At 58.2% G+C, this 23207-nt stretch carries 17 protein-coding genes and 3 pseudogenes; 11 read left to right on the top strand and 9 right to left on the bottom strand.

The window, feature by feature from the left end; genetic code table 11:
* Positions 1–344: 344 nt before the first annotated feature.
* From ACRQ5Q_RS10215 to ACRQ5Q_RS10205, 3 genes are all read right to left on the bottom strand, one after another.
* Entirely contained in the window at positions 345–596 is a 252-nt protein-coding gene (locus ACRQ5Q_RS10215) for a hypothetical protein (protein ID WP_439397500.1), read from the bottom strand.
* Positions 597–1529: 933 nt separating this feature from the next.
* Entirely contained in the window at positions 1530–2654 is a 1125-nt protein-coding gene (locus ACRQ5Q_RS10210; RefSeq protein WP_439397498.1) for a pyridoxal phosphate-dependent aminotransferase, read from the bottom strand.
* A gap of 452 nt (positions 2655–3106) precedes the next feature.
* Positions 3107–3406: a hypothetical protein gene (locus ACRQ5Q_RS10205; protein WP_439397496.1), complete on the bottom strand. Its 300-nt coding sequence runs from the start codon at positions 3404–3406 to the stop codon at positions 3107–3109.
* Between the two features lie 418 nt (positions 3407–3824).
* On the opposite strand from ACRQ5Q_RS10205, the gene ACRQ5Q_RS10200 reads away from it, so the two are divergent.
* From ACRQ5Q_RS10200 to ACRQ5Q_RS10185, 4 genes and pseudogenes are all read left to right on the top strand, one after another.
* On the top strand, positions 3825–4010 hold the full coding sequence (locus ACRQ5Q_RS10200) for a hypothetical protein (protein WP_439397494.1): 186 nt from the start codon (positions 3825–3827) through the stop codon (positions 4008–4010).
* A gap of 1564 nt (positions 4011–5574) precedes the next feature.
* Positions 5575–6492, top strand: coding sequence for a TauD/TfdA dioxygenase family protein (locus ACRQ5Q_RS10195; RefSeq protein ID WP_439397492.1), 918 nt, complete (start codon positions 5575–5577; stop codon positions 6490–6492).
* A gap of 162 nt (positions 6493–6654) precedes the next feature.
* A pseudogene (locus ACRQ5Q_RS10190) lies at positions 6655–7414 on the top strand (IS5 family transposase).
* Positions 7415–8188: 774 nt separating this feature from the next.
* Positions 8189–8802: pseudogene (locus ACRQ5Q_RS10185) on the top strand (IS256 family transposase); the annotation flags it as partial.
* A gap of 208 nt (positions 8803–9010) precedes the next feature.
* Here ACRQ5Q_RS10185 and ACRQ5Q_RS10180 read toward each other — a convergent pair.
* The 4 genes from ACRQ5Q_RS10180 to ACRQ5Q_RS10165 all read right to left on the bottom strand — a co-directional run bounded on the left by ACRQ5Q_RS10180 (position 9011) and on the right by ACRQ5Q_RS10165 (position 12090).
* Positions 9011–9178 (bottom strand): hypothetical protein, encoded by a 168-nt coding sequence (locus tag ACRQ5Q_RS10180; protein WP_439397491.1) that lies wholly within the window; start codon positions 9176–9178, stop codon positions 9011–9013.
* Positions 9179–9444: 266 nt separating this feature from the next.
* Complete coding sequence (locus ACRQ5Q_RS10175) at positions 9445–9987, bottom strand: PCC domain-containing protein (protein WP_439397489.1); 543 nt, start codon at positions 9985–9987, stop codon at positions 9445–9447.
* Positions 9988–10112: 125 nt separating this feature from the next.
* Positions 10113–11297: an iron-containing alcohol dehydrogenase gene (locus tag ACRQ5Q_RS10170; RefSeq protein WP_439397488.1), complete on the bottom strand. Its 1185-nt coding sequence runs from the start codon at positions 11295–11297 to the stop codon at positions 10113–10115.
* Between the two features lie 61 nt (positions 11298–11358).
* Positions 11359–12090 carry a type VI secretion system ImpA family N-terminal domain-containing protein gene (locus tag ACRQ5Q_RS10165; protein WP_439397486.1) on the bottom strand — a complete coding sequence of 244 codons (732 nt, stop codon included), beginning with the start codon at positions 12088–12090 and terminating at the stop codon, positions 11359–11361.
* Positions 12091–12875: 785 nt separating this feature from the next.
* Here ACRQ5Q_RS10165 and ACRQ5Q_RS10160 point away from each other — a divergent pair.
* From ACRQ5Q_RS10160 to ACRQ5Q_RS10145, 4 genes and pseudogenes are all read left to right on the top strand, one after another.
* A complete protein-coding gene (locus ACRQ5Q_RS10160; protein ID WP_439399987.1) occupies positions 12876–13043 on the top strand; it encodes a hypothetical protein in 168 nt (55 codons plus the stop codon).
* Between the two features lie 119 nt (positions 13044–13162).
* Positions 13163–14047 (top strand): MBL fold metallo-hydrolase, encoded by an 885-nt coding sequence (locus ACRQ5Q_RS10155; protein WP_439397484.1) that lies wholly within the window; start codon positions 13163–13165, stop codon positions 14045–14047.
* A gap of 1358 nt (positions 14048–15405) precedes the next feature.
* Entirely contained in the window at positions 15406–15615 is a 210-nt protein-coding gene (locus ACRQ5Q_RS10150; RefSeq protein ID WP_439399756.1) for an IS66 family transposase, read from the top strand.
* A 330-nt stretch (positions 15616–15945) separates the two neighbouring features.
* Positions 15946–16597 (top strand): annotated as a pseudogene (locus tag ACRQ5Q_RS10145) (IS5/IS1182 family transposase); the annotation flags it as partial.
* A 220-nt stretch (positions 16598–16817) separates the two neighbouring features.
* On the opposite strand, the gene ACRQ5Q_RS10140 reads toward ACRQ5Q_RS10145, so the two are convergent.
* The gene (locus tag ACRQ5Q_RS10140) at positions 16818–17036 is read right to left on the bottom strand and encodes a hypothetical protein (RefSeq protein WP_439397482.1); all 219 of its coding nucleotides are present in this window, start codon (positions 17034–17036) and stop codon (positions 16818–16820) included.
* Positions 17037–17515: 479 nt separating this feature from the next.
* Complete coding sequence (locus ACRQ5Q_RS10135; protein WP_439397480.1) at positions 17516–18457, bottom strand: LysR family transcriptional regulator; 942 nt, start codon at positions 18455–18457, stop codon at positions 17516–17518.
* Positions 18458–18616: 159 nt separating this feature from the next.
* Between ACRQ5Q_RS10135 and ACRQ5Q_RS10130 the strand changes: the two genes are divergently transcribed.
* Genes ACRQ5Q_RS10130 through ACRQ5Q_RS10120 form a run of 3 tightly spaced genes read left to right on the top strand, consistent with a single transcriptional unit; the run spans position 18617 to position 23105 of the window.
* Positions 18617–19834 carry an acyl-CoA dehydrogenase gene (locus ACRQ5Q_RS10130; RefSeq protein ID WP_439397479.1) on the top strand — a complete coding sequence of 406 codons (1218 nt, stop codon included), beginning with the start codon at positions 18617–18619 and terminating at the stop codon, positions 19832–19834.
* Positions 19835–19849: 15 nt separating this feature from the next.
* Complete coding sequence (locus tag ACRQ5Q_RS10125; RefSeq protein ID WP_439397477.1) at positions 19850–22075, top strand: dehydrogenase E1 component subunit alpha/beta; 2226 nt, start codon at positions 19850–19852, stop codon at positions 22073–22075.
* A 1-nt stretch (position 22076) separates the two neighbouring features.
* The gene (locus tag ACRQ5Q_RS10120; protein ID WP_439397475.1) at positions 22077–23105 is read left to right on the top strand and encodes an ACP S-malonyltransferase; all 1029 of its coding nucleotides are present in this window, start codon (positions 22077–22079) and stop codon (positions 23103–23105) included.
* Positions 23106–23207: the final 102 nt, after the last annotated feature.

Raw genomic sequence — 23207 nt, 5'->3', positions numbered from 1 at the left:
CTTAGTCTTACTCTGTCTCTCGCCCCGAAGTTTCCGGAGGTGGGGCCGCACGATGACGCGCTTTTTCTGCCTCTGCCACGATAATGTCGGTTGTGTCGTGGGCGACATCGACGACCTGCGTCGCGAAAGTGGCCAAACAAGACGGTGCCTTCCACCCGGAGCGATCAGCTGTCGCACGCCGTTCTCCATCCTGGTCTACCAAACGAGCTCGAGCGTTCAGATGAATCGACACGACAGCATGACGTACCTCATCGGGTACGGAACGATTCCTAGTGAATCGTGCGAGATGCTCATTCCCTCGCCGTCTTTGGGGAAGTAATACACCGGCTGCATTTCGTGGGTAGCTACCAAATCAAATAGACTATTGTCCCGAACCGGCCGCCATTGTGATGCGTGGGCTTGAGCATCGTATCGGCAGAAGCGTTCGCCATACCGCGCCAGCGGGTCGCATCCTTTGGAAGGCTTTCCAAGGTTTCTACGATGGTGACATCGATGCTAGCATCATTGATCATTCGGGGGACACCGTGGCTTGGCTCGTGGCGCAGGCCCTTCAGGCGGTCCTGTACAAAGCGCCGACGCCACTTGCCGATCGTCATCTCGAGCACATCGAGCTTTGCCGGGCGATCAGCTTTTCTCGGGTGGACTGCCGGCGCACGTCGACTGAGGATACTTCCACTGTGACGTTGCAACCTTACGCGGCCGGAACTGATATTGAGAGAGTCATTGGTCTTCGACGGGCACATCTGAAATCCGCGCACCTCCGGCCACGCTGAAGCTCCGCCCTAACGGCCTCTGCTCCTGCTCTATCCGGCATTGCACCAGTCCGTCGTCGACACAATGCACTGCCAATCGCGGCGGAAGCTCAACCGCGTCCTCTCGGTGTAGATGTTGCTGGCCGCGACCGGTCCGGGCGGCATCGATCGCGATTAGCGCGTCGCGCGCTTCCAGGACAGCGTCAAAATGGCTTCGCAAACCACTTTAATCATTGGAGTGCCCCTTGGGGCGCGGACCAGGTTGAACTTAAGATTTGGCCGCCATGCTTGGCTTTCGAAGGACAGAAGCCCATAACCAAGCACCGCATTCACAGCGTGGAGTTCAAACATCAGGTCGCAACAGTTTTTCACCGGTGAGACCTTGCCCGGTCTAGCGAAACGCCGCAATGGTCCGCATTTGGCTCCAGAAGTTCGAGGGCGGCGTCCTCGATGAGAACGCCGCCGCAGCGGACCTAATCAGGCCAGTACAAGGTGCGGATAGCTGCCCTACGGGCCGCAGTTTCTAAAGGCGGCTCTGAACAGCCCGCGGCAGAAAAGCGTGCCTTGTCGGGTCGCCGAGCTTTCTATCGCGCAAGGATGCCGGCTGAAGGGATTGCCCGCTCGTCCTAAAGCCGGCGACGACCCATGACACCGCGATCGCCGCAGCGATCGTGGTGATTTCCAGGGAGTGCGAATGCTACGGGTGCGGCAGGGGCCGTCAACCAAAAAGAGATCAAGCGCCTCGCGCGAGCATGTCTGCAGCCGCGGACACCTTCCTCAGGAGAGAGCTCGATGCCGGCCTACCCGCTCAGTATAACGGGAAAGACGAGCGGCTGCTTCGTCGAGCTCCGAGTCGCCGACGCCGAGACTGATCCGCAAATAGCCAGCCGCGCTGTCGCCAAAAGCATCCGCGGGCAGGATCGCCACGCCTTCTTCGAGGACGAGGCCTCTGGCGAAGTCATAGGCTGACAGGCCAGTGGAGCGCACATCCAGCATCACGAACATGCCAGCTTCCGGGCGATGGCAAGACAGCACGGGAACCGCCTCTATCAAGTCGCAAAGCCGGTCGCGGCGGCGGCGATAGGCAGTTTGCAGTTCGGGCAAGCCGTGAGGAAACTGCTCGAGCGCCACAACGGCCGCATCCTGCAGAAATGTAGGAGCTCCGTAGGTCGAGCAGATCGCTACGTGGCCGGCGTGATTCGCCAACTCCTGGGGACCTATCATCCAGCCGAGCCGCCAACCGGGCATCGCATGGGATTTGGAGAGGCTGCCGATAGTGATCGTGCGCTCTGCCATCCCCGCAAGCACGGAGGGGGAGACGTGTCGGCCCTCATAAACTAGCTCGCTATAGACCTCGTCCGAAACGAGCCAGAGATCGTGCTTGCAGCAAAGCGCACCGATAGCGGACAGTTCCTCTTGCGTATATACTGCGCCGGTCGGATTATTGGGCGTTGCCAGAAAGATCGCACGCGTGCGCGGACCGATAGCCGTTTCCATCTCATTGATCAGTGGATGGAAACGATTTTCTGCTGGAGAACGGATGCCGATGATCTCGCCGCCGGCAGCAGCGATTGTGCCGGGATAAGTGGCATACATCGGCTCTGGCACCATCACTTGATCGCCGGGTTCCACAAGACAGAGGGCAGCAGTGAGCAGCGCGTTCTGGGCGCCGATGGTGACAATCACCTGATCGGCATCGATCGCCTGGCCAGTGTTGCGGGCGTGCCACTGCGCAATGGCCTCGCGGATCGGACGGCCGCCTGCACTGGGGCCGTAATGGGTCCGCCCGACTGCGAGGCTGTCGTGCACAGCAGCGACGGTCGGTTTCGGACTCGTGAAATCACTGTTGCCAACTGTCAGCAAAATGACGGGTTCGCCGCGGGCGCGTTTCTCGGCGGCCATGAAATGTATGTCCCAGGCCTTCGACCCCTTAGCGGTCATGTGATGGATTCGGGATGCGTAACGCATAGTAGAGTTCCTGTCATGGAGCGTTAGAAAATGGAGCGACCTGTCAGATCGTAGGCCGAGGGTGATTTCGACGGTATCAATCGTCCGCTCCTCGCACGCGATTTCGTTGTAATGCTTGGGCGCCTATAGATTCCAGATTCCAACTACTGGCGTGCTAGTAAGCCAATCTTGAATTTGTTAGTCGATAAGCGGTCGATCCGCCCGCTACATCGCTGGTGAATATTTCGCGCTTGTGGGAAATCTCGCTGGAAGGTCGCATCAACGAAACTGCGGAACGCCATGTGCATATCCATGCTGAAGACTTTACGAGACAGTGTGTTGAGTAGGCCGTTCCTACACGGTTCGCCCGGTCTCACGCGTAGATCGCACCGCTCTTCAGCATCGTTTCAACTGCAAATGATCATCGAGTATTGCTCCTGAGATTTCTGGAACACCTTGCAGGCGGCGACCTTTTCATTCTCGATGGTCTGCACCATTGCTTTGGCATTGACATGGAAGCCAAATGCCTCAATGCCCATCGATGGCAGCCATCGTCGGGGGAGTCCTGAACGATGTCCCACTCCGCGCCCAGCAATAAGAGTACGGAATAGCGCCGCACATATTGCGCGAGACGACCGGTCTCCACCACTGAAAAAGCCCTCCTTCTTTTTGAGCAGGCCGAGCGCTGAGCTTTCGATTGAACTCATACAGGTTTAATCACACAGCGGCTGACGTCGTGGTGCTCGATCCTAGAATTAAGCAACTCTGCCGGCGCCGAAAACTACCATGGTCGGCCGTAGCTACCGCCGCTCCAAAATGCTCTTAGTTCAAGATCGTCGCTCAGCAGCAAACGATTGTGAGCAGCTATCTAGCTGTCCCAACAGATGAAAGGACGACGATTTTCACCATACGCGGGCTCCCTGGCGAACTCGCCGAACGCGGCCTAAAGGACGATTACCAGTCGGTGTGGGACTTCATGCATGCCGGGCAGAAGCTCAGCAAGAAAAAGCGTGGCGGCTGGCGAGTGCCATCTAGCCTAGGAGTTACAAGTTCGCAATCGTAGATTCGCAGCAGATTCGCGTCGCTGTGCCAGAGATGGCGGCTGTGACAGCGACGGAGGATCTGATGTCGGCCCAGCGACTTGCGCCCCTGATATTGAGCGATGATGAGCTTGCCGAACTTCAGTCGCTGACGATGCGGCGGAAGACGGCGCAGGCGCTGGCTCTCAGAGCCCGGATCGTGCTGACCTGCGCGAAAGGCGGTCAGAACAAGGAGGTGGCGGCCAAGCTAGGCCTGAGCGGGGGACGGTAGGCAAGTGGCGGCAGGCGTTTTGTAGAGCAGCGCGTGGCCGGGCTGCACGACGAGCCGCGTTCCGGGGGCCGCGCACCATTGGCGATGCCCGCATCGAAGCCGTGATCGTGCCGACGCTGGAAAGCTGCCCCGAGAACGCCACTCACCCCGCCAGTGGGCACGATTACCTACGCCTTCTTGCAACACCGTCGCCTCGCACAAGCGGGGCAGAAAAAAGAATCAACGGACCTCCGCCTCAGCCAAGCTTGCCGGCCGTGCGTCCCACCGTCGATCTCATGCTGGGACCGTCAGCTCAGCGATGCTCACCGAAAAGGTGCTAATCAATCGGTAGTGCTAGCTAGCACAAGCGGATCAAACGGAAAAGGTCAAGCGGTTCAATTCGCGAAGTTTAACAGCTTGCATTGTAGCATTTTGCTTCGGTCCGGCAAGACGCGGCTGATCGGCCCCCGGCGTACCGCGCGATGAAATCATGGTGTGGATCGGTCTGCGCGCAGCAGTCATTCTCACGAGTCAACACATGGGCTGAATGTCGACTCCTCAGGTCTGTCATAACTGTACCCTCGTCAGGCTACCGCGCATGCACATCCTTATCCCTATTCTGACAAATGTTATGTCAGGTTCACAACAAGACGCGTAAAAAAGCGCGACTCGCAAACACTAGCCCAATTATGTAGAAAATGCCGACTTACCACATGGGCAAAAGCGTACGATAATAGTATCGTTAAGTCGTCGCCCGTCAATCAGCGGGAGCTTCGAGAAACGTTCGAGATTCGCTTCCGTTCTCTTTCGTAATCTGCACGTCGGAACGTAAGTCGTGCATAGGGATAACAGCCCTCTCGTTAACGACATCTACGAACTCTTGGCGAACCACCGTTGTACGTGAGGGCGCACTGAATGTCTTACAAGACGCACATTGATGAGTAACTCAAACCGTCATCGTCAACATCACAGAAGACCAGGAATCAAGGCTTACGTCACTGACATCTTGGCTCTGAAAGTCACAACTCTTCTTAGGGCAGGGGCAAAGAGGTATTACGCAGGTCAACCATCTAACGCACGGAACGACTGTCATTCTCGCCTGCATGCCAGTCGAAACCGAGAGTTCTCGCAGCCGCGCGATGACCTACGTGTCGATCACGGGTGGACTTGCTTCCAATCCGCGCTTGCTTGCGGGCCGCGGAGCTTGTTGACATGATCCATGCCCCCCATGGATTTATGCCACAACTCCAAAAGCAAAAGCACAGCACTTTTAAGAGTACCACGGCGTCAGGCAAAACACGACTGAACTCTTTGAGATCGGGGCTGTCCGCGGTTGATCGCTCCGACGGATATACCGAATCCTTTAACGGCGGTACTGCCGATGGGTAATAAACCGCTCGAGTGGCGCTCGTGGCATCTGGCACGGCATTTGCTAAGATCTTCGCGAGAGCTCTTCTATGAAGGTGGTTGCAACGCCTGCCAACCCGCATACATCGAGCGCTTCACACGTTCATTGGATGACCACAATCGCATCGCGATTACTGACCTTTCGTAAAAGAACCGGAAAGCGTGGAGGGTGCCCACTATGAGCGAAACGGCTATTGTCAAAACTGGCCTTCCGCAAATCGACGTCGTCAGACGAACAGCTCGCATCGGCGCAGAAATCAGAAACGTCAAACTGTCGGGCGATTTGCCACACCAGGTCATCACTGCAATCAACAGATTGCTGCTTGAGCATAAGGTGATCTTCTTCCGTGATCAGCATCATCTCGATGACGCCGAGCAGCAACGCTTTGCTGCTCGCTTGGGGAAACTTGTGCCGCATCCGCTCGCTACGACCAAGGGAACGATCTCAGAGTTTGATTCCGTGCGAGGCGGCGGCCGGGCTGATTTGTGGCACGCCGATGGGACATTCCTCGATGCTTATTTCAAGATCCTGGTGCTCCGGGGTGTTGTGATCCCACAATTCGGCGGCGAAACGATCTGGTCAAATACCGCAGCCGCATATCTCGACTTGCCCCCGCCGCTGCAACGCCTTGCGGACCAGCTATGGGCCGTCCACAGCAATGTTTTCGATTACGCAGGAATCGCTCGTGCCCGTGACGTCGACAAGAAGTATTTTGACGAGGTCTTCACCAGAACAATCTTTGAGGCCGAGCATCCCGTCGTGCGAGTCCATCCCGAAACTGGCGAGCGCGCGCTGGTGCTCGGCTGTTTGATGCAACGTTTCATCGACGTTCCGAAATATGACGGCCAAAAGCTGTTCGATTTATTCCACTCTCATATCACTGCGTCCGAAAACACTACGCGTTGGAGCTGGAAGGAGGGCGATATTGCTATCTGGGACAACCGCGTAACACATCATTGTGCCGTCAATGATTACGGCGACCAGCATCGCATCGTTCGCCGTGTTGACGTCGATGTTGACGTGCCGATCAGCGTCGACGGGCGCCGCAGTGTAAAGCGGCTCAAAGTCGAACAGCCGCCCATGGAAGTTGCGTAGCGTGCTGGAAATTCTTGGGGGATGCCGACGCTGATCCTGTCGCGGAGCTCTCTCCGCTTTCAGCGTCCGCGGCTTGAAACGTTTGTCTAAGAACTAGGGTCTGTACCTAATTAGCGAACTCTGATTCCCTCGCAGCGGGTTGATTCCACGCGGGGGACTTCGATGCGCAAAGGACTGTTCTGGCTCAACGACAAGCAATGGGCTCTGATAGAGCCGCATCTGCCAACGAACCAGACCGGACCGGTGCGCGATGACGATCGACGCGTCATCAGCGGTATCATTCACATGCTTCAGTGCGGCGCACGCTGGCGCGATTGCCCGCCCGACTATGGTCCGTACACGACGATCTACAATCGTTTCAATCGCTGGGCCAAGCGCGGACATTGGCGGGCGATCTTTGAAGCGCTCGCCCGCTGCGGCAAAGACGGCGTGACTTTGTCCATCGACTCCACCACGATCAAAGCGCATCGCTCGGCGAGCGGCGGAAAAGGGGGGAGCATGAACAAGCGATCGGCCGCTCGCGCGGCGGGCGGACCACGAAATCCACGCGCTGAGCGACCCTGACTGCAGACCTTGCGCATTTCATCTCACTCCAGGCCAGGACGCTGATATTGCCGCAGCGCCAGCCCTTTTGGAACTCGCGCCACCCATGTCTGCCCTCATTGGCGACAAAGGGTACGACGGCGACGGCTTTCGAGCCGAAATCGTCGATCGTGGTGCCAAGCCCGTCATTCCAAACAAATCCAACAGGGTCACTCTCCACAGCTTCAGCAAACGCGCCTACAAGGGGCGCAACGTTATCGAGCGCTGTTTCTGCCGCCTCAAGGATTTCAGGCGTGTCGCAACTCGCTACGACAAACTAGCCAGGAACTTCTTGGCTGCCGTCCATCTCGCCGCCATCGTTGCCTATTGGATCAATTGAGTCCGAGCCCTAAGTAGCTATCTGAGGGATTCCCAAAGGGTTAGCGATGGTGGAAACTCAGTGCATTGTTTCTCCTTGCGCTGTCGAAGGCCTCTCGTGTGCGGGAAAGCGCTATCGAGGCCATGGCGGCGGGCGCGTCGCGGCGCGAGGCGGCCGAACGCCTCGAGATGAGTGTAGCATCGGCGGTGAACTGGGTGCAGGTCTGGAGGTAACAGCGCAGTGCGAAGCCGCGCGGTGGAAGCGTTTCGCCCCTCGGAGAGTTCCCGATCGAGATTTTAGCTGTGATTGCTGAGTATCCTGACCATGGTGGAGACGCTTGCAGAGATGCGCAAGCGGCGAATTCGAGCCAGCCGCAGCTTGCTCCGGCACCTGCACCAACGGTGTCAGGGTGATCGGGGCCACTCCACTGGGATCGTAGGAGACCTTCACGCTCGCGGCGGTCTTGCGCCACAATAAAGTGACACCCCGATGGTGATTGAGGGAGCTCTCACCGGCACGTTCCTCGCCTATGTTGAGCAGTGGTTGGTTCCAACCTTCGGGCCAACGACATCGTCGTGACGCACAACTGCCGAGTTCACATGGCGCCTGCCTTGGGCAAGCGATTGCGAAAGCAAAGGCGAGCGTGCGGTATCTCACGAAATACTCTGACATCTTAATCCAATCGAGCCGCCTTACAGCGAGCTATCGGGAATCTGGGTGATGATGGAATGAGATAGGCTGCGTATCGAGGCCGGTGTCGAGCCTGTCAGAACCTCTCAAGAGGAGCGATACGCCATGAATGAGACCAGCAAGATTGTTGCCCTGCGTCAACGCGACGAGATCGATGATCCCCTGACGAATATCCCGCGCCCTGGTGCTCGGCAGCTTCTGGCGCAGGCACTGGAGGTCGAACTCGAGACGTTTCTGCTGCGGTGAAGGGTTTGAAGCTTGCCGTCGGGCGCCTGGTGCAGCATGGTTACTGCCCGGCGCGGACGATTCACACGGGAATCGGTCCGGTCGAGATGGCGCGGGCGAAGATACGCGACCACGGGACGGCCGGCGACGGCGAGCGGAATCCGCTTCAGCTCGGCGATCCCGCCGCTGTGGGGCGCGGCGCACCAGGAGCATGGATGCGCTGCTGCCGGAGCTGCCCCGCATCTCGATCCGCAATTTCCAGGAGGCGCTGACGGGCCTGCTGGGCAACGGCGGGCTGACCTGTCGCCGGCGGTGATTTCCCGGCTGACGGCCGAGTGGCAGGACGAGTCGCTGGCAGCACCGCGATCTGTCGGCGCACCGATAGGGCGTCTTCCTGCACGCTCGCATGCAGGACCCGGCTGGTGCTGATCCGCGCGAGGGGGGAAGGCAAGAAGGCAGTGATCGGCTTCCAGGTCGGCCTGCGGGACAGCGCGCCGCAAACTGCTGATCGGGAACGCTCATTCAGCGCCGATGTCCAGGTGGAACATAAGGCCTAAGAGCTTTCTGGCAGAGACAAATCTTCGCCTCATCCGCTTTTAGCAGTTCGCTGAAAGACCGGACAAAGTCGTGCATAAGTGTTCGTTAATGGTGAATCTTTTGGGAATCCGACGTTTATGCACCGATCGGCGGCATCATGTAGCTTCAGCTTGGGTAAGCGAGAAATGCGGCGTCGTCGTAACTGCTGTCGCCGTTATAGACATCCGGAATTCGAGCCTGTTCCTTCTCGAACATCCTGCCGATGAGGGGCTCGGTTAGCGTCAGCACCTGGACGCCCGCGAACGCGAGACGCCGCAGAAAGCCTTGTTGCATAACGAGCTCGACTCGGCCCTGATTGGCGCGGCGTTATGATCGCGCCGCGCTCGAGCATGGTCGCCAGCAGTTCAGCGGCGGCGTACAAAGCGCCGAGCAAACCGCCGCTTACTTCCCTGGCTCTGGCGCTGCATCTGACGCTTTTCCGATCGAGCTATCCTTCGAGGGCAGCTGCCATTTCTCAACAACCAAACGCAAGTGCCATCTGCTAAAAGTTCGCCTCGCGCCTTTTTGGGCGCCTCTTAGAGTTCCTTCTCAGGGCGCGCCTACGCTCGGACGAGTTCGTGGTAGTATTCTGCGGGGTAGCCCCTCTTGTCCCAAGTCATCCTCAAAATGACTCCGGAAACCTTTGCGATAACGATCTCGAAGTGGTGAGTGGCCATCAATGATCCCTCCAGCAGGTGCCCACAGATCGTCTGCGAGGAGCTCGAGCCTGTAATGTGAACGTGGCAATATGGGCTTTCGTGTCCCACGAACCCTGAACCACCGAAGCCTGTATCGTGACTGCTGCGGATCAGCCCCGGCACTTCCTGGGGCGTCAGCGACTTGTCCGGAACCCAGCCCATTCCGATGATACCATGCGCGCTCACCTCCAAGGGCCCCGGAATCTCAGCGAAGTCGACCCCAAAAGGCGCATCCGGCTGTTTGGATATCTTGTGCAACCTAAGGTTCTTCATACAGCCAGTCGCGTCCAGAAGGATTCCTGTCTTGACATCGTTTTGTGTGCAGACGTCCCAAATGCCTCGAAGAAGGTCTTCGCCATGCTCGAGTTGCGCGTAGATGATCTCCTCGATCTTCCCTTTGAGCATGGGCCTTTTCTTTGTACCAACATTTTGCATCTGATAGATCTCCTCGTGGTTTAAGAGTGAAAAGTCTGAACTTGCGACTCGCTTTAGCCCTGACAGCCGCTGTTGGCGTGAAGTTCTACGAACGCCTAGCAGGGACTTGCGTCCATCATGTACGCAAGGATCTCGGCAACATCGTCAGGCGACCTGATCGGCCGCGGATTGTCCCGCATCGGTGCATAAGCGAATGCACGTTTGGCCAGGCGCGGAATCTCGGAGGCAACGATTCCGACATCACCTAGCGTGATCGGGGCATCGAGGCGGCAAACAAGATCGCGTATCACCTCCCAGGCTGGTTGATCTCGATAGCCCATTGACTCAGCCAACAACTTTTGGCGCTCTCCGTTCACCTCTGCATTCCATCGCAGAGTCGGCGCTAACGAGACGCAACTCGTCTCACCATGGGGCACTCCATAGGATCCGCCTAGCGCGTATCCTATGGCATGGCTCGCCCCACATCCTGCGCCCATCGAGCAGGAGAGAAGGCCTTGCCACATACCGAACTGTGCCAATTGCCTGTGCATCAGGTTCTCGGGGTCTACCTTAATTGCGGGCAAGATCGCCGACAAAAGGCGAGCAGCGCTCAATGCGTACGCATCACTCATGGGATTGGCGCTAACCGAACAGAAGGCCTCAATTGCGTGGTCTATCGCACGGACACCAGTGGTCAGAAGCAGTCGCAACGGCGTATTGAGCGTCGCGCCTGGATCGAGCACCACAACCTGCGGCGCAGCATTCCGGTGGCGATATATCATCTTCTGGCCAGTGTCTGGATTGTTAATTGCAGCAGCCGGGGTAAATTCTGCTGCTGACAAAGTGGTGGGCACCGCAAACATCCGTTCGCGGCCTGGTTTGCCACTCGATGGCCCTTCAAACATTGGATGCGCCGTACGGAAGGCGTCGACGGTATCGATACCTTCCCAGAGGCACATGAGAACCGCTTTCGTCGCATCAATCACTGATCCGCCACCGATTGCGACGATCAATTCGGCACCGGCTCGGCGGGCGTCAATGGCGGCGGCGACAATGTCATGATCGGGGCTATGCGAGCCGATCGCGGTAAACTGGCCGACATAACGAGACCCAAGCGCTTCGATGATCCTCTGTAGTGGCCCGTCCTCAATTCGGGTCAGAGATCGAGTCGACGTGACAAAAATCCGTTGGAGCCCGCGTTGAGCGACCTCAGCGGCGACCGCTTCATGGGCCGATTGCCCAAAGATTACCAATTCCTGTGCGGGAAAGCTGACAATGCCAGCCTGAACGCGTTGTGCCATGGCGTAGCCTCTACCTTCGCAACGAAATTCCGAAAACTATGGAGCTGCAGCCACTGGTTGCTTAGACACTGACTGCAGCTAACCTTAGGTTGGTGGCGTCTTCAGTCCTGGTGGCACCATCAGCCGACGGAGTGGATTCTGCTGGTGTGGGCGTCCGTTGGTCGCTTCTGTCGCCTTCAGCAGCGCGTTTGGCTGTGCAAGGCGATGGCCCGCTTGACCCGTTCGTCATGCGGTCGGCGCGCTCAATAACTTGTTCATTGACCAGCTTCTCGTGCAACTCGCGATCGAGATCATCCAGCACGTCATAGGCGCTGAGTACTGCCGGATAATCGGCTTCAGTCGGCCTGTGCTTGGCCACCTCCAGCCCAACGCGGCTAACGAGCCGATCGATTGCTCCAACCCGCGCACGTTCACGCTTGATCCGTGGATAAAGCCTCTCCCAATGCGCGTCCGCAATTTTTTGCAAAACGCCTAAACCAACGGCAAGACCCTGGCTTCCTCCCATGTGGAATAAACCATAGCAGCCCCAACAAGCGACCAGGACGTCTTTCGACTGGATCGAGACGAAATTGCGCGACGCCGTACTGAACTTGCTCCAATCGACCGCAGTTGGCCCATCGACGTCTATGCGCCGCACCTTGACTTCGAGCCGTTCGGTTTTGGCCGACTCACGAAAATTGGTGCCGGCAGTTCCCGGCACGGACGCAGCGCCTTGACGCGAGCGCGCATCGATGTTGGCGCAAGCCGCGATCGCGCAGTCGATCACGATGACACAGCCATTCGCGAGCCACATTGCGGCCAATCGCGGCATTGAGGTCGGTTGACGTCAAATGTGCCGCATACAATAAATTGAGAGAACACCACTGCGATTCCTTGAGCAGGTGCTGCCGGACGACATCTCTCTTTCAATGCTCGTGCCAAGGAAGATTGCTTTGAAAAGGCTATTTTGCTCGGACGGACGCGTCGTGGCTCCGACAGCATGTTACACATCCGACAATCTTAATGTCGTAGATCCAGCTATTGTGCTCTCCAGCATCGAAGGGTCCATCACCGCCCCACAAGTGGGCGTTTGAGAATTTCGGCGAGCACCGAAGGAACAACCACGAGCGACATCTTGGATGAGCGCCGGCTGCTCGAAGTGATCACCAATCCGGCGATGATGGTGGCCCGGATCGTCCGTCTCTATCTTGCGTGGTTACATTAATTATCGTCGGGTGGTTGCATATAAAATTAGGCACTGGTCCTGGCAATGTCAAAATCCGGAACGGCCGTGCTGGGAAGCACTTCGATAGCCAGAAACACATGCTTCGATCGCATGTGGCGCAGAACACCAGCGGCCGCAGCTCTGGAGAACTAATCTGTACGGCGGCTATGCCGTCCATCCGCAAGCGCGTCGGGGAGTCATGACGCCGGGCACCAGAAAACCCGCTCTGTGCCCGTGATCGGGGCGGATGGCCGGTCCCCTTCGCTGCCGCCGCCTACAATCTGGTGTGTCTGATCAAGTCAATAGTGGAGGCTGATAGCCTAAGTGTCCGGCTTCGCCAAGACCTTTGCTGCCCGCGCTGGCGCATCGTCGAAATGGACAACTGGGACGGCGACTTCCTAGATCTTGTCGAAGAGGCGCATCTCAGCGCCGAATCTCCAAATCTCACGCTGTCAAAAGAGGATCTCCTGACCATTGACGCGCCCGTCGGCGGCTATGGGCCGCGATATGTACCGTCGAAGCTGGCGCAGGTCAGGCTCTAAATGTCGTGGCGCTTGTGCGGTTCGGATTTCGGAACGGCGAGATCGTTCCAGTCGCTATCTTCTGAGCCAGCTTGATGGTAGAGACCGGCCAGCGTTACTGAGCGAAAGGCACTTGTGGCATGAAGAGTCAAATCTTCGGAGACATCCGCGTCGACTCCATCACTGAGTTCGAATTTGCCGTCGATCCGGGCTGGTTGTTCCCTGGCGTGACGCCGGAAGACGTTGCGAAACATGAGCACTGGCTGGGGCCCCGTCTCGTGGAACCGGAAACGCGCAAACTGAAACTTCTTTCGCATGCGTATCTGATACGCACGCGACACCAAACCATCCTGTTCGATACATGCTGCGGCAATGACAAGGAGGCTCCAGGCACACCCTGGCATCGATTGCGGACCCCCTTCATCGAGAACCTTGCGCGAGCAGGCGTTCTTCCTGAACAGGTCGACTACGTCATGTGTTCGCATCTGCATGTCGACCATTTCGGCTGGAACACGCGGCTGCAGAATGGTAAATGGGTGCCCACATTCCCTAACGCCAGATATCTGATCAGCAAAGGCGAATTCGAGTTTTGGCGCAACGCCATTGAAACGGGCAGCACGCAACCGAGCAGGAAACAGCCTTGGACCGAAAGCGTCTTGCCCGTAGTAGAGCACGGCCTTGCGACGTTCGTGGAAGATACCCACGGCTTCGAGAACGAGATGCCAGACGAGATTCGCTATATGCCTCTGTACGGTCACACCAAACACCACTGCGGGCTCTACCTCCGATCTGGGTCCCAGGATGCGATCTTCTCCGGCGACGCCATCCATCACCCGATCCAGCTCGCGCGCCCAGATTTTATTCATGCCCTTGACCGCGAGGCGGGGATCCAGGTGCTACGAGACCTGATTGCCCGCTGCATCGATACGTCGACGAAACTATTGCCAGCCCATTTTCCTTCGCCCACGGCAGGCCGCGTGGTGAGCGAGTCGGGCCACGCCCGTTTTCGCTTTGACGCTGATTAAGAAGGAGCATCAGTAAAAGGTTGGTTTTGTGAGCAAGCAAGCCATTTCCGCCGGGCGCCAGAAGGAGCCCCGGTCGTCGAACAGCTCTCCCGCGATCTATAAGAGGCGTGCGGCCGGCTAAGTAGCGCGTTAAGAAGCCGAATTGAGCGGGGCTGGACAGGCAAGCATGCGCCATAGCTGGAAAAGTGCGGGATCACGATGATTGCATCCGCCGAACTGTTACATTGCGATGCGACCGATGACTTTTGCGTGGCTACGATGGACGAGCTGCGAAGGTGCAAGAGATGCTTGTTGTCGACCGGTTCAGCCGGGCGGCCCTCTGTGTTCCGATCAAGGCGGGCTCACAGAATAAAAGATGTTGACCTGGGATCGCACTGGATTGGTGGTGGTGCACAGGTGGCTCGAGTGCGCCAAGTCTGCATAGCCTCAGAGTTGCGACGGCGTGATGTGGATCGCACTGGCATGCGGATCTCGCTGGTTGTTTGAGGGCTTGGATTAGCGACGCGTCCGGCCTGAGCATACGCGCCGTCGAAGGTTGCAGGGTGACTGTGGCAGAGTTACTCATCAGCGTCGCGGCGAGTGGACTTGCCGCGCTTGTGTGTTCGAGTTGGGGCGTGGACCTTGCGGCTCTCCAGAAAACGAGCGTTTGCAAGCTCTCTTGGTCGAGGCGGAAATGACTTTGGCCGCGTCCGAGGCCCGGCGCCGGCGTCCGGGGCCGATCGCGCGGCGGATCGCATCGAGTCCGTTCATCGCATCGAGGCTGCTTGTCTGCCCAATTGCCGCGAGCGGAGCGGATCATTGAGCCTCCGAGCACGCTCTGTCCGTGCTGTTGCGCGCCATAGCTCGGCGAGAATGTCACCGAACGCCTCGATGTGATGCCGGCACAGTGGCTCGTGCTGGTCACCGTGTTGGCCGAAGCACGTCTGCCGTCGCTGGTGCAGGCACATGCGAAGGAGCATGCTGAGCCCGGCGGGCTGCCGATGGAAGCGGGGCCATTGCGCACGTGATGGTCTCGAAGTTCGGCTACCATAGCCGTTTTGCAGTCAGGCTGAGATCTATCCGCGAGAAGGGATCTGGCTCGATTCGGCGATGCAGGGAAACTGGTCAGGCCGCGCCTGCTTCCATCTACCCGTTGGGAATCAGCGCCATCTGGGCACGGTGCATCGTTTGTTCATGGACGAAACCACGGCGCCAGTACTCATCCGGGCGTGGCCAAACTACAACGGGCTACTTCCGGATGATAGTCTCCGATGGCCGCGGCCCAGCGGCCCAAGTCCGTCGATCGTGCTGTTCCGCCCCCGCGGCGGCAGCGGCGCCTTCGCCGAGCAATTCATGGACGGCTATAGTGCGGACGCTTCCTGCAGTGCGAGGCCTGTGACGGTTATGACCGGCTGACCGAAGTCGCTCGACCGCAAGGGCGGTGGACGCTCGTCCATTGCTGGAGCCATTTGCGCCGGCGCTTCGTCACATTGGCCCGCAACAGCAAATCGCCCATCGCCGAGGTTCGCTCCGGGAGCAGTGTTCTGCCTATCGTCCCCGCGTTGAAGTCGAGAAACAACTGTCGATGATCTCCACCGGCTCGACATTCACGGAGCTTCCAGCCGTCCATACACACCGTCAACAGCACCAGAGCTCGTGGGTCAAATATAAGATAGGATGTCCGGGGCCTTTAGGAAGAAAGCCCGACTAAGAAAGAAACCGATCTACACAAATCGCTCTGCTTCCCGACGCCGGAATGCAGCAAAAAAGCCCAAGAAGTAACAATAAACGATAAGGCAAGACCGTTACAATGTCGCCGATCAAACCAGGAAAAGGTTAAGGTACGCCACGCAGCCCATTTTATCTGGCTGGAGATACACTAGGCGCCACGATTGATCGTCGATGAGCGCTGGTGCAGCGGCTCGATCATCCGCGATATCGCCCGCAAGATCGAACTCAGGCTGCGCTCGAGAACGCCTTCACCCTCTCGCAGCCGGGCTTCGCAGATCCTCTGCAGCAGCGGCGCCACGCAGCTGGAAGCTTTATTCCTTCCTCATCCCGGGGGTGAAGTGCGGCGGCAAGGGCAAAAGTTCGGTCTCAAAGCTCCATCGTCACTAACAACCGCAGGGCTGCAGATGGCCTGTTCGCGTGCACGCTAGTCTAGGGCGCTGCCTCATAACCCGTACGACGGTCACACCTTGCGGGATGTCATCGACTGTACCGAGACACTCACCGGCTGCGCGATCGAGCTGGTCTATGTCGACAGGTGTGAGCTTCGGCACAAAATCCCCCGAATCTTCATCTCTGGTCTGAAGCGAGGCGTCTTCGATGTCATCAAGCGCGAGCTGCGCCGCCGCTCGGCATCGAACCCATCGCCGGGCACCTGAAGGCCGATGGTCAGCTCGGTCGGTGCTATTTCAAAGGCGGCGCCGGTAAGCGGCTAATATTATCCTATCCGCGGTCGGCCACAAGCTCCGCCTCATCCTCAACCGGCTCGGGATGTTTTTGCGCTTTATCCTGTCGTCCTTTAGCGCGCCTTACCAACCCCAGTTGCCCTCAATTCCTTGTTAACAGACAACTCAATAGTTTCGCTCTCCTGGCCGCGCAATGAATGCGCAGCGAATTGACCCCCATAAACCCGCATGCCGCGCCGACTTCAAGCAAATTCCTCCTGAAATCAGGGTGGTGGACCCTAGCCACCCAGCAGCTTCCCACAAGTCTGTGCCGGCCTGCGTTGCCACGCGGCCGCGATACCAGGTCCTCCGCATGCCCTGCATCCTCAAGGGTGCCGTCAGGTGGGACGAAAGGCCGCCCGTTCGTGCATGCGGCTAATGACGAAACTGATTTGCTCGCCTTCCTTCAATAGTCCAGCCTCTCGCACTTCGACCGAACGGCGCGCGTCAATCGCACGCCAGCGCACGAGCATCCCTGAGAAACGAGAACGGCGCACAATTGCGCCGCAGTTGGCAGAGGCAAGTCTTGCGAGTTGCGTCGGCTGCACCTCGAGCAAGGTGAACACACCTATCGTTGGAGCGGGCAGCTGTCGCTGTAATAGCGAATTCTGAGCGCATCGTGCCGCTCACGCGAGCATTGCAGCTGACGGGAACACGTTGCGGATAGCGATAATATGGGCGGCCGCTATTGACCATCGTCTGTTGGCGATACCGTTTCTCATGCGCTTCGTTGGCGCCGATGGTCATCCGGGTCCACTTCCGGCTCGCAACTTCATTCTGAGCCCGTCAAGATCACGCTGCCCGGGACGCTTCCGCCTTATGCATCCGGGCCTGCCAAATGTCCGAAAATGAACGCCACTGTGAAGGCGAACTAAATGGTCGGATTCTTCGAGAGCGGCGCTCTAGTGCTGCCTGTAGTCTCGCTACAAGACGGAAGAGTGGGCGAAATACTCACCGTACATCATCGCGCGCTCGTGGACTTCGGAACGCCGCTTCTAACCACAGAGGCGAACCGCGGCGGCATTGATCCTCTAATTTACTTCCTGTCCTCAAACTTAGGAATAGCGTCAGTCGCCCTAGAAGCAGTCGGGTCTCCGACGAGGCTCGATAGCCAGTCGCGGAATTTCACGGTTGGCGGATGCTGCGCCTTGAATTTGGGCCAAACGAGATAGTACGCGCCTATCGATTTGATCGGAACGCTTGTGGCTCGAACGAGGCGTCCCTCACGAATTTCGGAGGCGATCAAGAATTCAGGCATGAGCGCGAGCCCGACGCCGTGAATGGCTGCCTGCGCCATAGCACCGAACTGGTCAAAGACCATGCCCGTCAAATCCGGCGCAGAAACACCGTTGACTTCGAACCAGTTCTCCCATGCGTGAGGGCGCGACTGCAGATGTAACAGAGGCTGCCTCAACAGATCATGAGCATCTCGTACCGCGCGCTCGCGTCGAAAATCCGGCGAGCACACGGGGACAACGGTCTCGGTCATCAACTTCATGTGGTCCGCGCCGGGCCAATTGGCTTCTCCGAAATGGATAGCGGCATCAAATTTGTCGGTCGCAAAGTCGAAGGACTGTATGCGTGTCGCCAAATGTACCGTCACCTCCGGATGAAGCGCTGCGAACGCGCCAAGGCGTGGGGCCAACCAACGCATGCCGAATGTTGGCAGAATCGCGAGCTTGAGCGTGCCCGCGCCGGGAGTTGCCTTTAAGCTCACCGAAGCTTGCGCAATCCTATTCAGCGCGTCGCGGATCTCGCCGGCATATTCGCTGCCTGCGTATGTTAGCTTCAGTCGCTTCTTCTCGCGAACGAATAGAGGAACGCCGAGTTGCTCCTCAAGCGCTTGGATTTGCTTGCTGACGGCGCTCTGCGTGAGTGAAAGCTCCTCGGCCGTTGCAGCGATCGTGCCGGTCCGAGCAACACCCTCGAAAGCGAGGAGGAGGCTGACCGAGGGAATAAGTCGCCTGGGCGCTAACAAATTCGTTCCACTATGTCATGTTTTCGTTCGAAAATGTCGTTTTACAGCTGATATCCTCTCAAATACATTCCTATTCGTCAAGAAGCCGAGCGTGCCGCGCCCTGATCAACCGCGATTTTTCCGGGTGCGCGCCCGACCATTTTCCACCAGGAGGGATTGTTGACCGCACGCACCTTGGCCGCCAAGGACAGGCCCAGCCTGTCCTCTTTTTTGTGGAATGATCCATTTCTGATTGAGCAATTGCTTTCTGACGAAGAGCGCATGATCCGCGATGCTGCCCATGCCTATGCGCAGGAGAAGTTGCAGTCGCGTGTGGCCGATGCCTACGAGAATGCTGAAACGGATCCCGCGATCTTCAGGGAGCTTGGTGAGCTCGGTCTTCTTGGCGCTACGTTACCTGAGGCCTATGGCGGCGCCGCGGCGTCATACGTGAGTTACGGTCTCATCGCCCGTGAGATCGAGCGCGTCGACAGCGGGTATCGCTCGATGATGAGTGTACAGTCTTCGCTCGTCATCTACCCGATTTATGCGTATGGCTCGGATGAACAACGCCAAAAGTATCTCCCGAAGCTTGCCTGCGGCGAATTGGTAGGCTGCTTTGGTTTGACTGAACCGGATGCCGGTTCTGATCCGGGTGGTATGAAAACGCGCGCGCAGAAAACGGCCGATGGATTCCGGCTATCGGGCTCAAAGATATGGATCTCCAACAGCCCGATCGCCGACGTGTTCGTCGTATGGGCGAAGTCTGACGCCCACAACGGCAAGATTCGCGGCTTCGTTCTTGAAAAGGGTATGCCGGGGCTTTCGGCGCCAAAGATCAAGAATAAGCTAAGCCTCAGGGCATCGATCACGGGTGAGATCGTAATGGACGGCGTCGAGGTTGGCGAAGACGCGCTCTTGCCGCACGTAGAAGGTCTGAAGGGCCCGTTCGGTTGCCTGAATCGAGCTCGCTACGGCATTGCTTGGGGAGCCATGGGGGCGGCAGAGTTCTGCTGGCATGCCGCGCGACAGTACGGTCTCGATCGCAGGCAGTTCGGCCGGCCTCTCGCCCGAACGCAGCTTTTTCAGAAGAAGCTTGCAGATATGCAGACCGAGATCGGTCTCGGCCTCCATGCGGCACTACGAGTCGGTCGCCTGATGGACGAAGGACTCGCAGCGCCAGAGATGATCTCAATCGTGAAACGCAACAACTGTGGCAAGGCGCTCGATATTGCGCGGCTGTCGCGCGACATGCACGGCGGGAACGGCATTTCCGGCGAATTCCACGTGATAAGACACATGATCAATCTGGAAACGGTCAACACCTATGAGGGGGCGCACGATGTCCACGCGCTCATTCTCGGTCGAGCGCAGACCGGGCTGCAGGCCTTCAGCTGAGGAGTGGGGTGCGAGATGGATCGCGCGGATGTGGTGCATGAGAATTTCCTCCGTCGTGTGATCGGCGGACAATTTCCTGCAACCACTCCTTCTCCGAGCCTGGCTGATGCCAAACTCAGCCGAGAGTCCCTGGTCTCGATTTTCCGGGCGCAAGCTGTAAGTCGACATCTCGATCGCATCTCACGGAAGCTGCAGGCGCGCGGTCAAGGTTTCTACACAATTGGCTCGTCCGGACACGAGGGTAACGGCGCTGTGGCTGCGGCGCTGCGTCCCACAGACCCCGCTTTCTTGCACTACCGTGATGCGGCATTCCAAATCGCTCGATCCTTTCAGGTCCCGGGTCAAACGCCGCTGTGGGACATGCTGCTAAGCTTCACGAGTTCGTCTGAAGATCCAATTTCGGGCGGACGTCACAAGGTATTGGGATCGAAGGCTCTCAACATACCTCCCCAGACGTCGACGATCGCGTCACATCTACCGAAGGCAGTCGGAGCTGCGTTTTCCATCGGCCTTTCGAGGCGGATTCGACCCGAGCATGCCGTTTTTCCAGATGATGCCATTGTCCTCTGCTCGTTCGGTGACGCGTCCCTCAATCATTCCACGGCGCAAGGTGCGATCAATACGGCTGGATGGACGGCGTATCAAAGGACGCCGTTGCCGTTGCTCTTCCTGTGCCAAGATAATGGTATCGGAATTTCGACGAAAACTCCGATAGGATGGGTCGAGGCCAGCGTGAAGGGGCGGCCCGGTCTGCGTTATCAGCAGTGCAATGGTCTTGATGTCGTCGGCACGTTTGCGGTTACGCAACAGCTTGCTGAATGTGTTCGCGTCCGTCGACGTCCGGCATTTCTGCATATGTCGTGCGTCCGCCTGTATGGACACGCTGGGCCCGACGTCGAGAGCGCCTACCGGTCAAAAGACGAGATCGAGGCAATCGAAGCCCACGATCCGCTTCTCTATACGGCTGGCCGGCTGATAGCGGAGGGGGTGTGTTCAGTCGAAGACGTCCTGGCGATCTACAATGAGACGAGCGAGCGCACAATACGTGTAGCCGAGGATGCGATCGGACGGCCGAAGCTTCGATCAGCGCGCGAAGTCATGGCAAGTATCATTCCGCCTGCGCGTAAGTGCTCGAAGACGAACGGCCCGACGCCAGAAGAACGTGAAGCCGTGTTCGGCTCAGCCGACATTCGGGCTTTGGCCGAGCCGCACCATATGGCCAAACTTATCAATCTTGCCTTGACGGATTTGATGCTCGGGCACGAGGAAGTCGTGCTCGCAGGCGAGGATGTCGGTCGCAAAGGTGGCGTATACGGGGTCACTCAACGCCTTCAACACAGGTTCGGGGCCCATCGGGTCATCGATACACTCCTCGACGAGCAAGCTATTCTCGGATTGGCGGTCGGGCTCGGACATAATGGGTTCATTCCAATTCCCGAAATCCAGTTCCTGGCGTATCTTCATAATGCCGAGGACCAAATCCGCGGCGAAGCAGCGACATTGTCGTTCTTCTCGAACGGCCAATACACGAATCCTATGGTCGTCCGCATCGCAGGGCTAGGCTATCAACGTGGCTTCGGAGGGCACTTTCATAACGACAACTCGCTGGCGGTTCTTCGCGACATTCCCGGAGTTGTGCTGGCTTGCCCCTCCAATGGTCGAGACGCTGCGCTCATGCTTCGCGAGGCGGTCCGGCTCGCGCGCGAGGAACAACGCATCGTTGTCTTCGTCGAGCCGATTGCACTCTACATGACCCGCGACCTGCATAAAGAGGGCGACCGCCGCTGGAGCTTCGTTTATCCTCCGCCTGGTACGGCAAAGATTTCACTTGGGGAAATCGGCGTCCAAGGCGATGGTACGGACCTTGCGATCGTCTCCTACGCCAATGGATGCTTTCTTTCTCTGCAGGCTCAACGCATCCTTGCAGAGAAGTATGGTTTGCGCGTGCGTGTGGTTGACATGCGATGGCTCGCGCCGCTGCCTGCCGAGTCGATTTTGAGGGCAGCCGCACCATGTAAGCACGTGCTGATCGTCGATGAATGCAGACAGACAGGTTCGCAAAGCGAAGCTCTTCTGGCCCTATTCGCCGAGCGCTCGCCATCCAGAGTTGCGCGGATCACCGCCGAAGACAGCTTTATCGCAACTGGGCCTGCATACGCGGCGACGCTCCCGAGCCGTGATGGCATTGTCGCAGCCGCGCTTAGACTCGTCGGCGTCGACGCCGAACCGGTGGGCGCTTGAGATGGCCAAGAAGACTGCCCTTGTCGTCGCTCCAGGCCGCGGAACATATAACCAGACCGAACTCGGCTATTTGACGCGATTTCACGGCGCACGGAGCGCGTTGATCGCGAAGTTCGATGCCGAGCGCGTCGAGCATGGCCAGGAAGCTATCTCAGCCATGGACGGCGCCGAGAAATATTCGGCGTCGAAACTGACACGCGGGGACAATGCGTCCGCGTTGATTTACGCCTGCGCCTATTCGGACTTCCTTGCGATCGACCGTGAGGCGTTCGACATCGTCGCGGTCACGGGCAATTCCATGGGATGGTACACCGCGCTGGCCTGCGCCGGCGCGTTGACGCCTCAAGGTGGCTTCGTAGTGGTCAACACCATGGGCACGCTAATGCAGGAGGCCTTGATCGGCGGGCAGACCCTCTACCCCTTTGTCGATGACGATTGGCGGGAAATTCCGGGCAAGCGAGCGGAACTGCTCGATCTGATAGATTCCATTCCGGGGCTGCACCTATCGATCGATCTAGGGGGCATGCTCGTTTTCGGCGGCGAGGACGCGAGTCTCAAAGAGGCAGAGCGCCGGATGGCGCCCGTCGGCGGTCGCTTCCCGATGAGGCTGACGAACCACGCGGCTTTTCATACACGACTTCAGGAGCCAGTATCGACACGCGCAAGAGCAACGCTTCCAATGTCCCTATTCGCGCAACCTGAGTGCCCATTGATCGATGGCCGCGGAGAAATCTGGTTTCCCGGCTCCCGGGGGCGAGCCGCTCTCTGGGACTACACCCTCGGACATCAGGTCACCGAGGCCTACGACTTCACGGCAGCCCTTACGACCGGCATTCGGGAATACGCGCCGGACGTCGTCATCATTCTTGGCCCGGGCACGACGCTCGGCGGAGCGGTCGCGCAGATTTTGATCGCTCGCGGCTGGCGCGGACTGACATCCAAATGCGAGTTCATGAAGCGCCAGACAAGAGATCCTCTGGCTCTATCGCTGGGCATTGAAGAGCAGCGCGCCTTGGCTGTGGTTGCTTGAGATGCATCATAGGTCGAAGCGCTCACCTGACGCGGTCAAATCCGCCGAAGCGGCCCGATTTTTCACAAGAGGGCGCGCGGTCTGGATGATCGCGGGTTGCGC

This window comes from Bradyrhizobium sp. PMVTL-01 (assembly GCF_051861855.1).
In the GTDB taxonomy this organism is placed as follows: domain Bacteria; phylum Pseudomonadota; class Alphaproteobacteria; order Rhizobiales; family Xanthobacteraceae; genus Bradyrhizobium.
The sequence above is the reverse complement of the archived record's forward strand: the minus strand, read 5'-3'. Positions and strand labels throughout refer to the sequence as shown.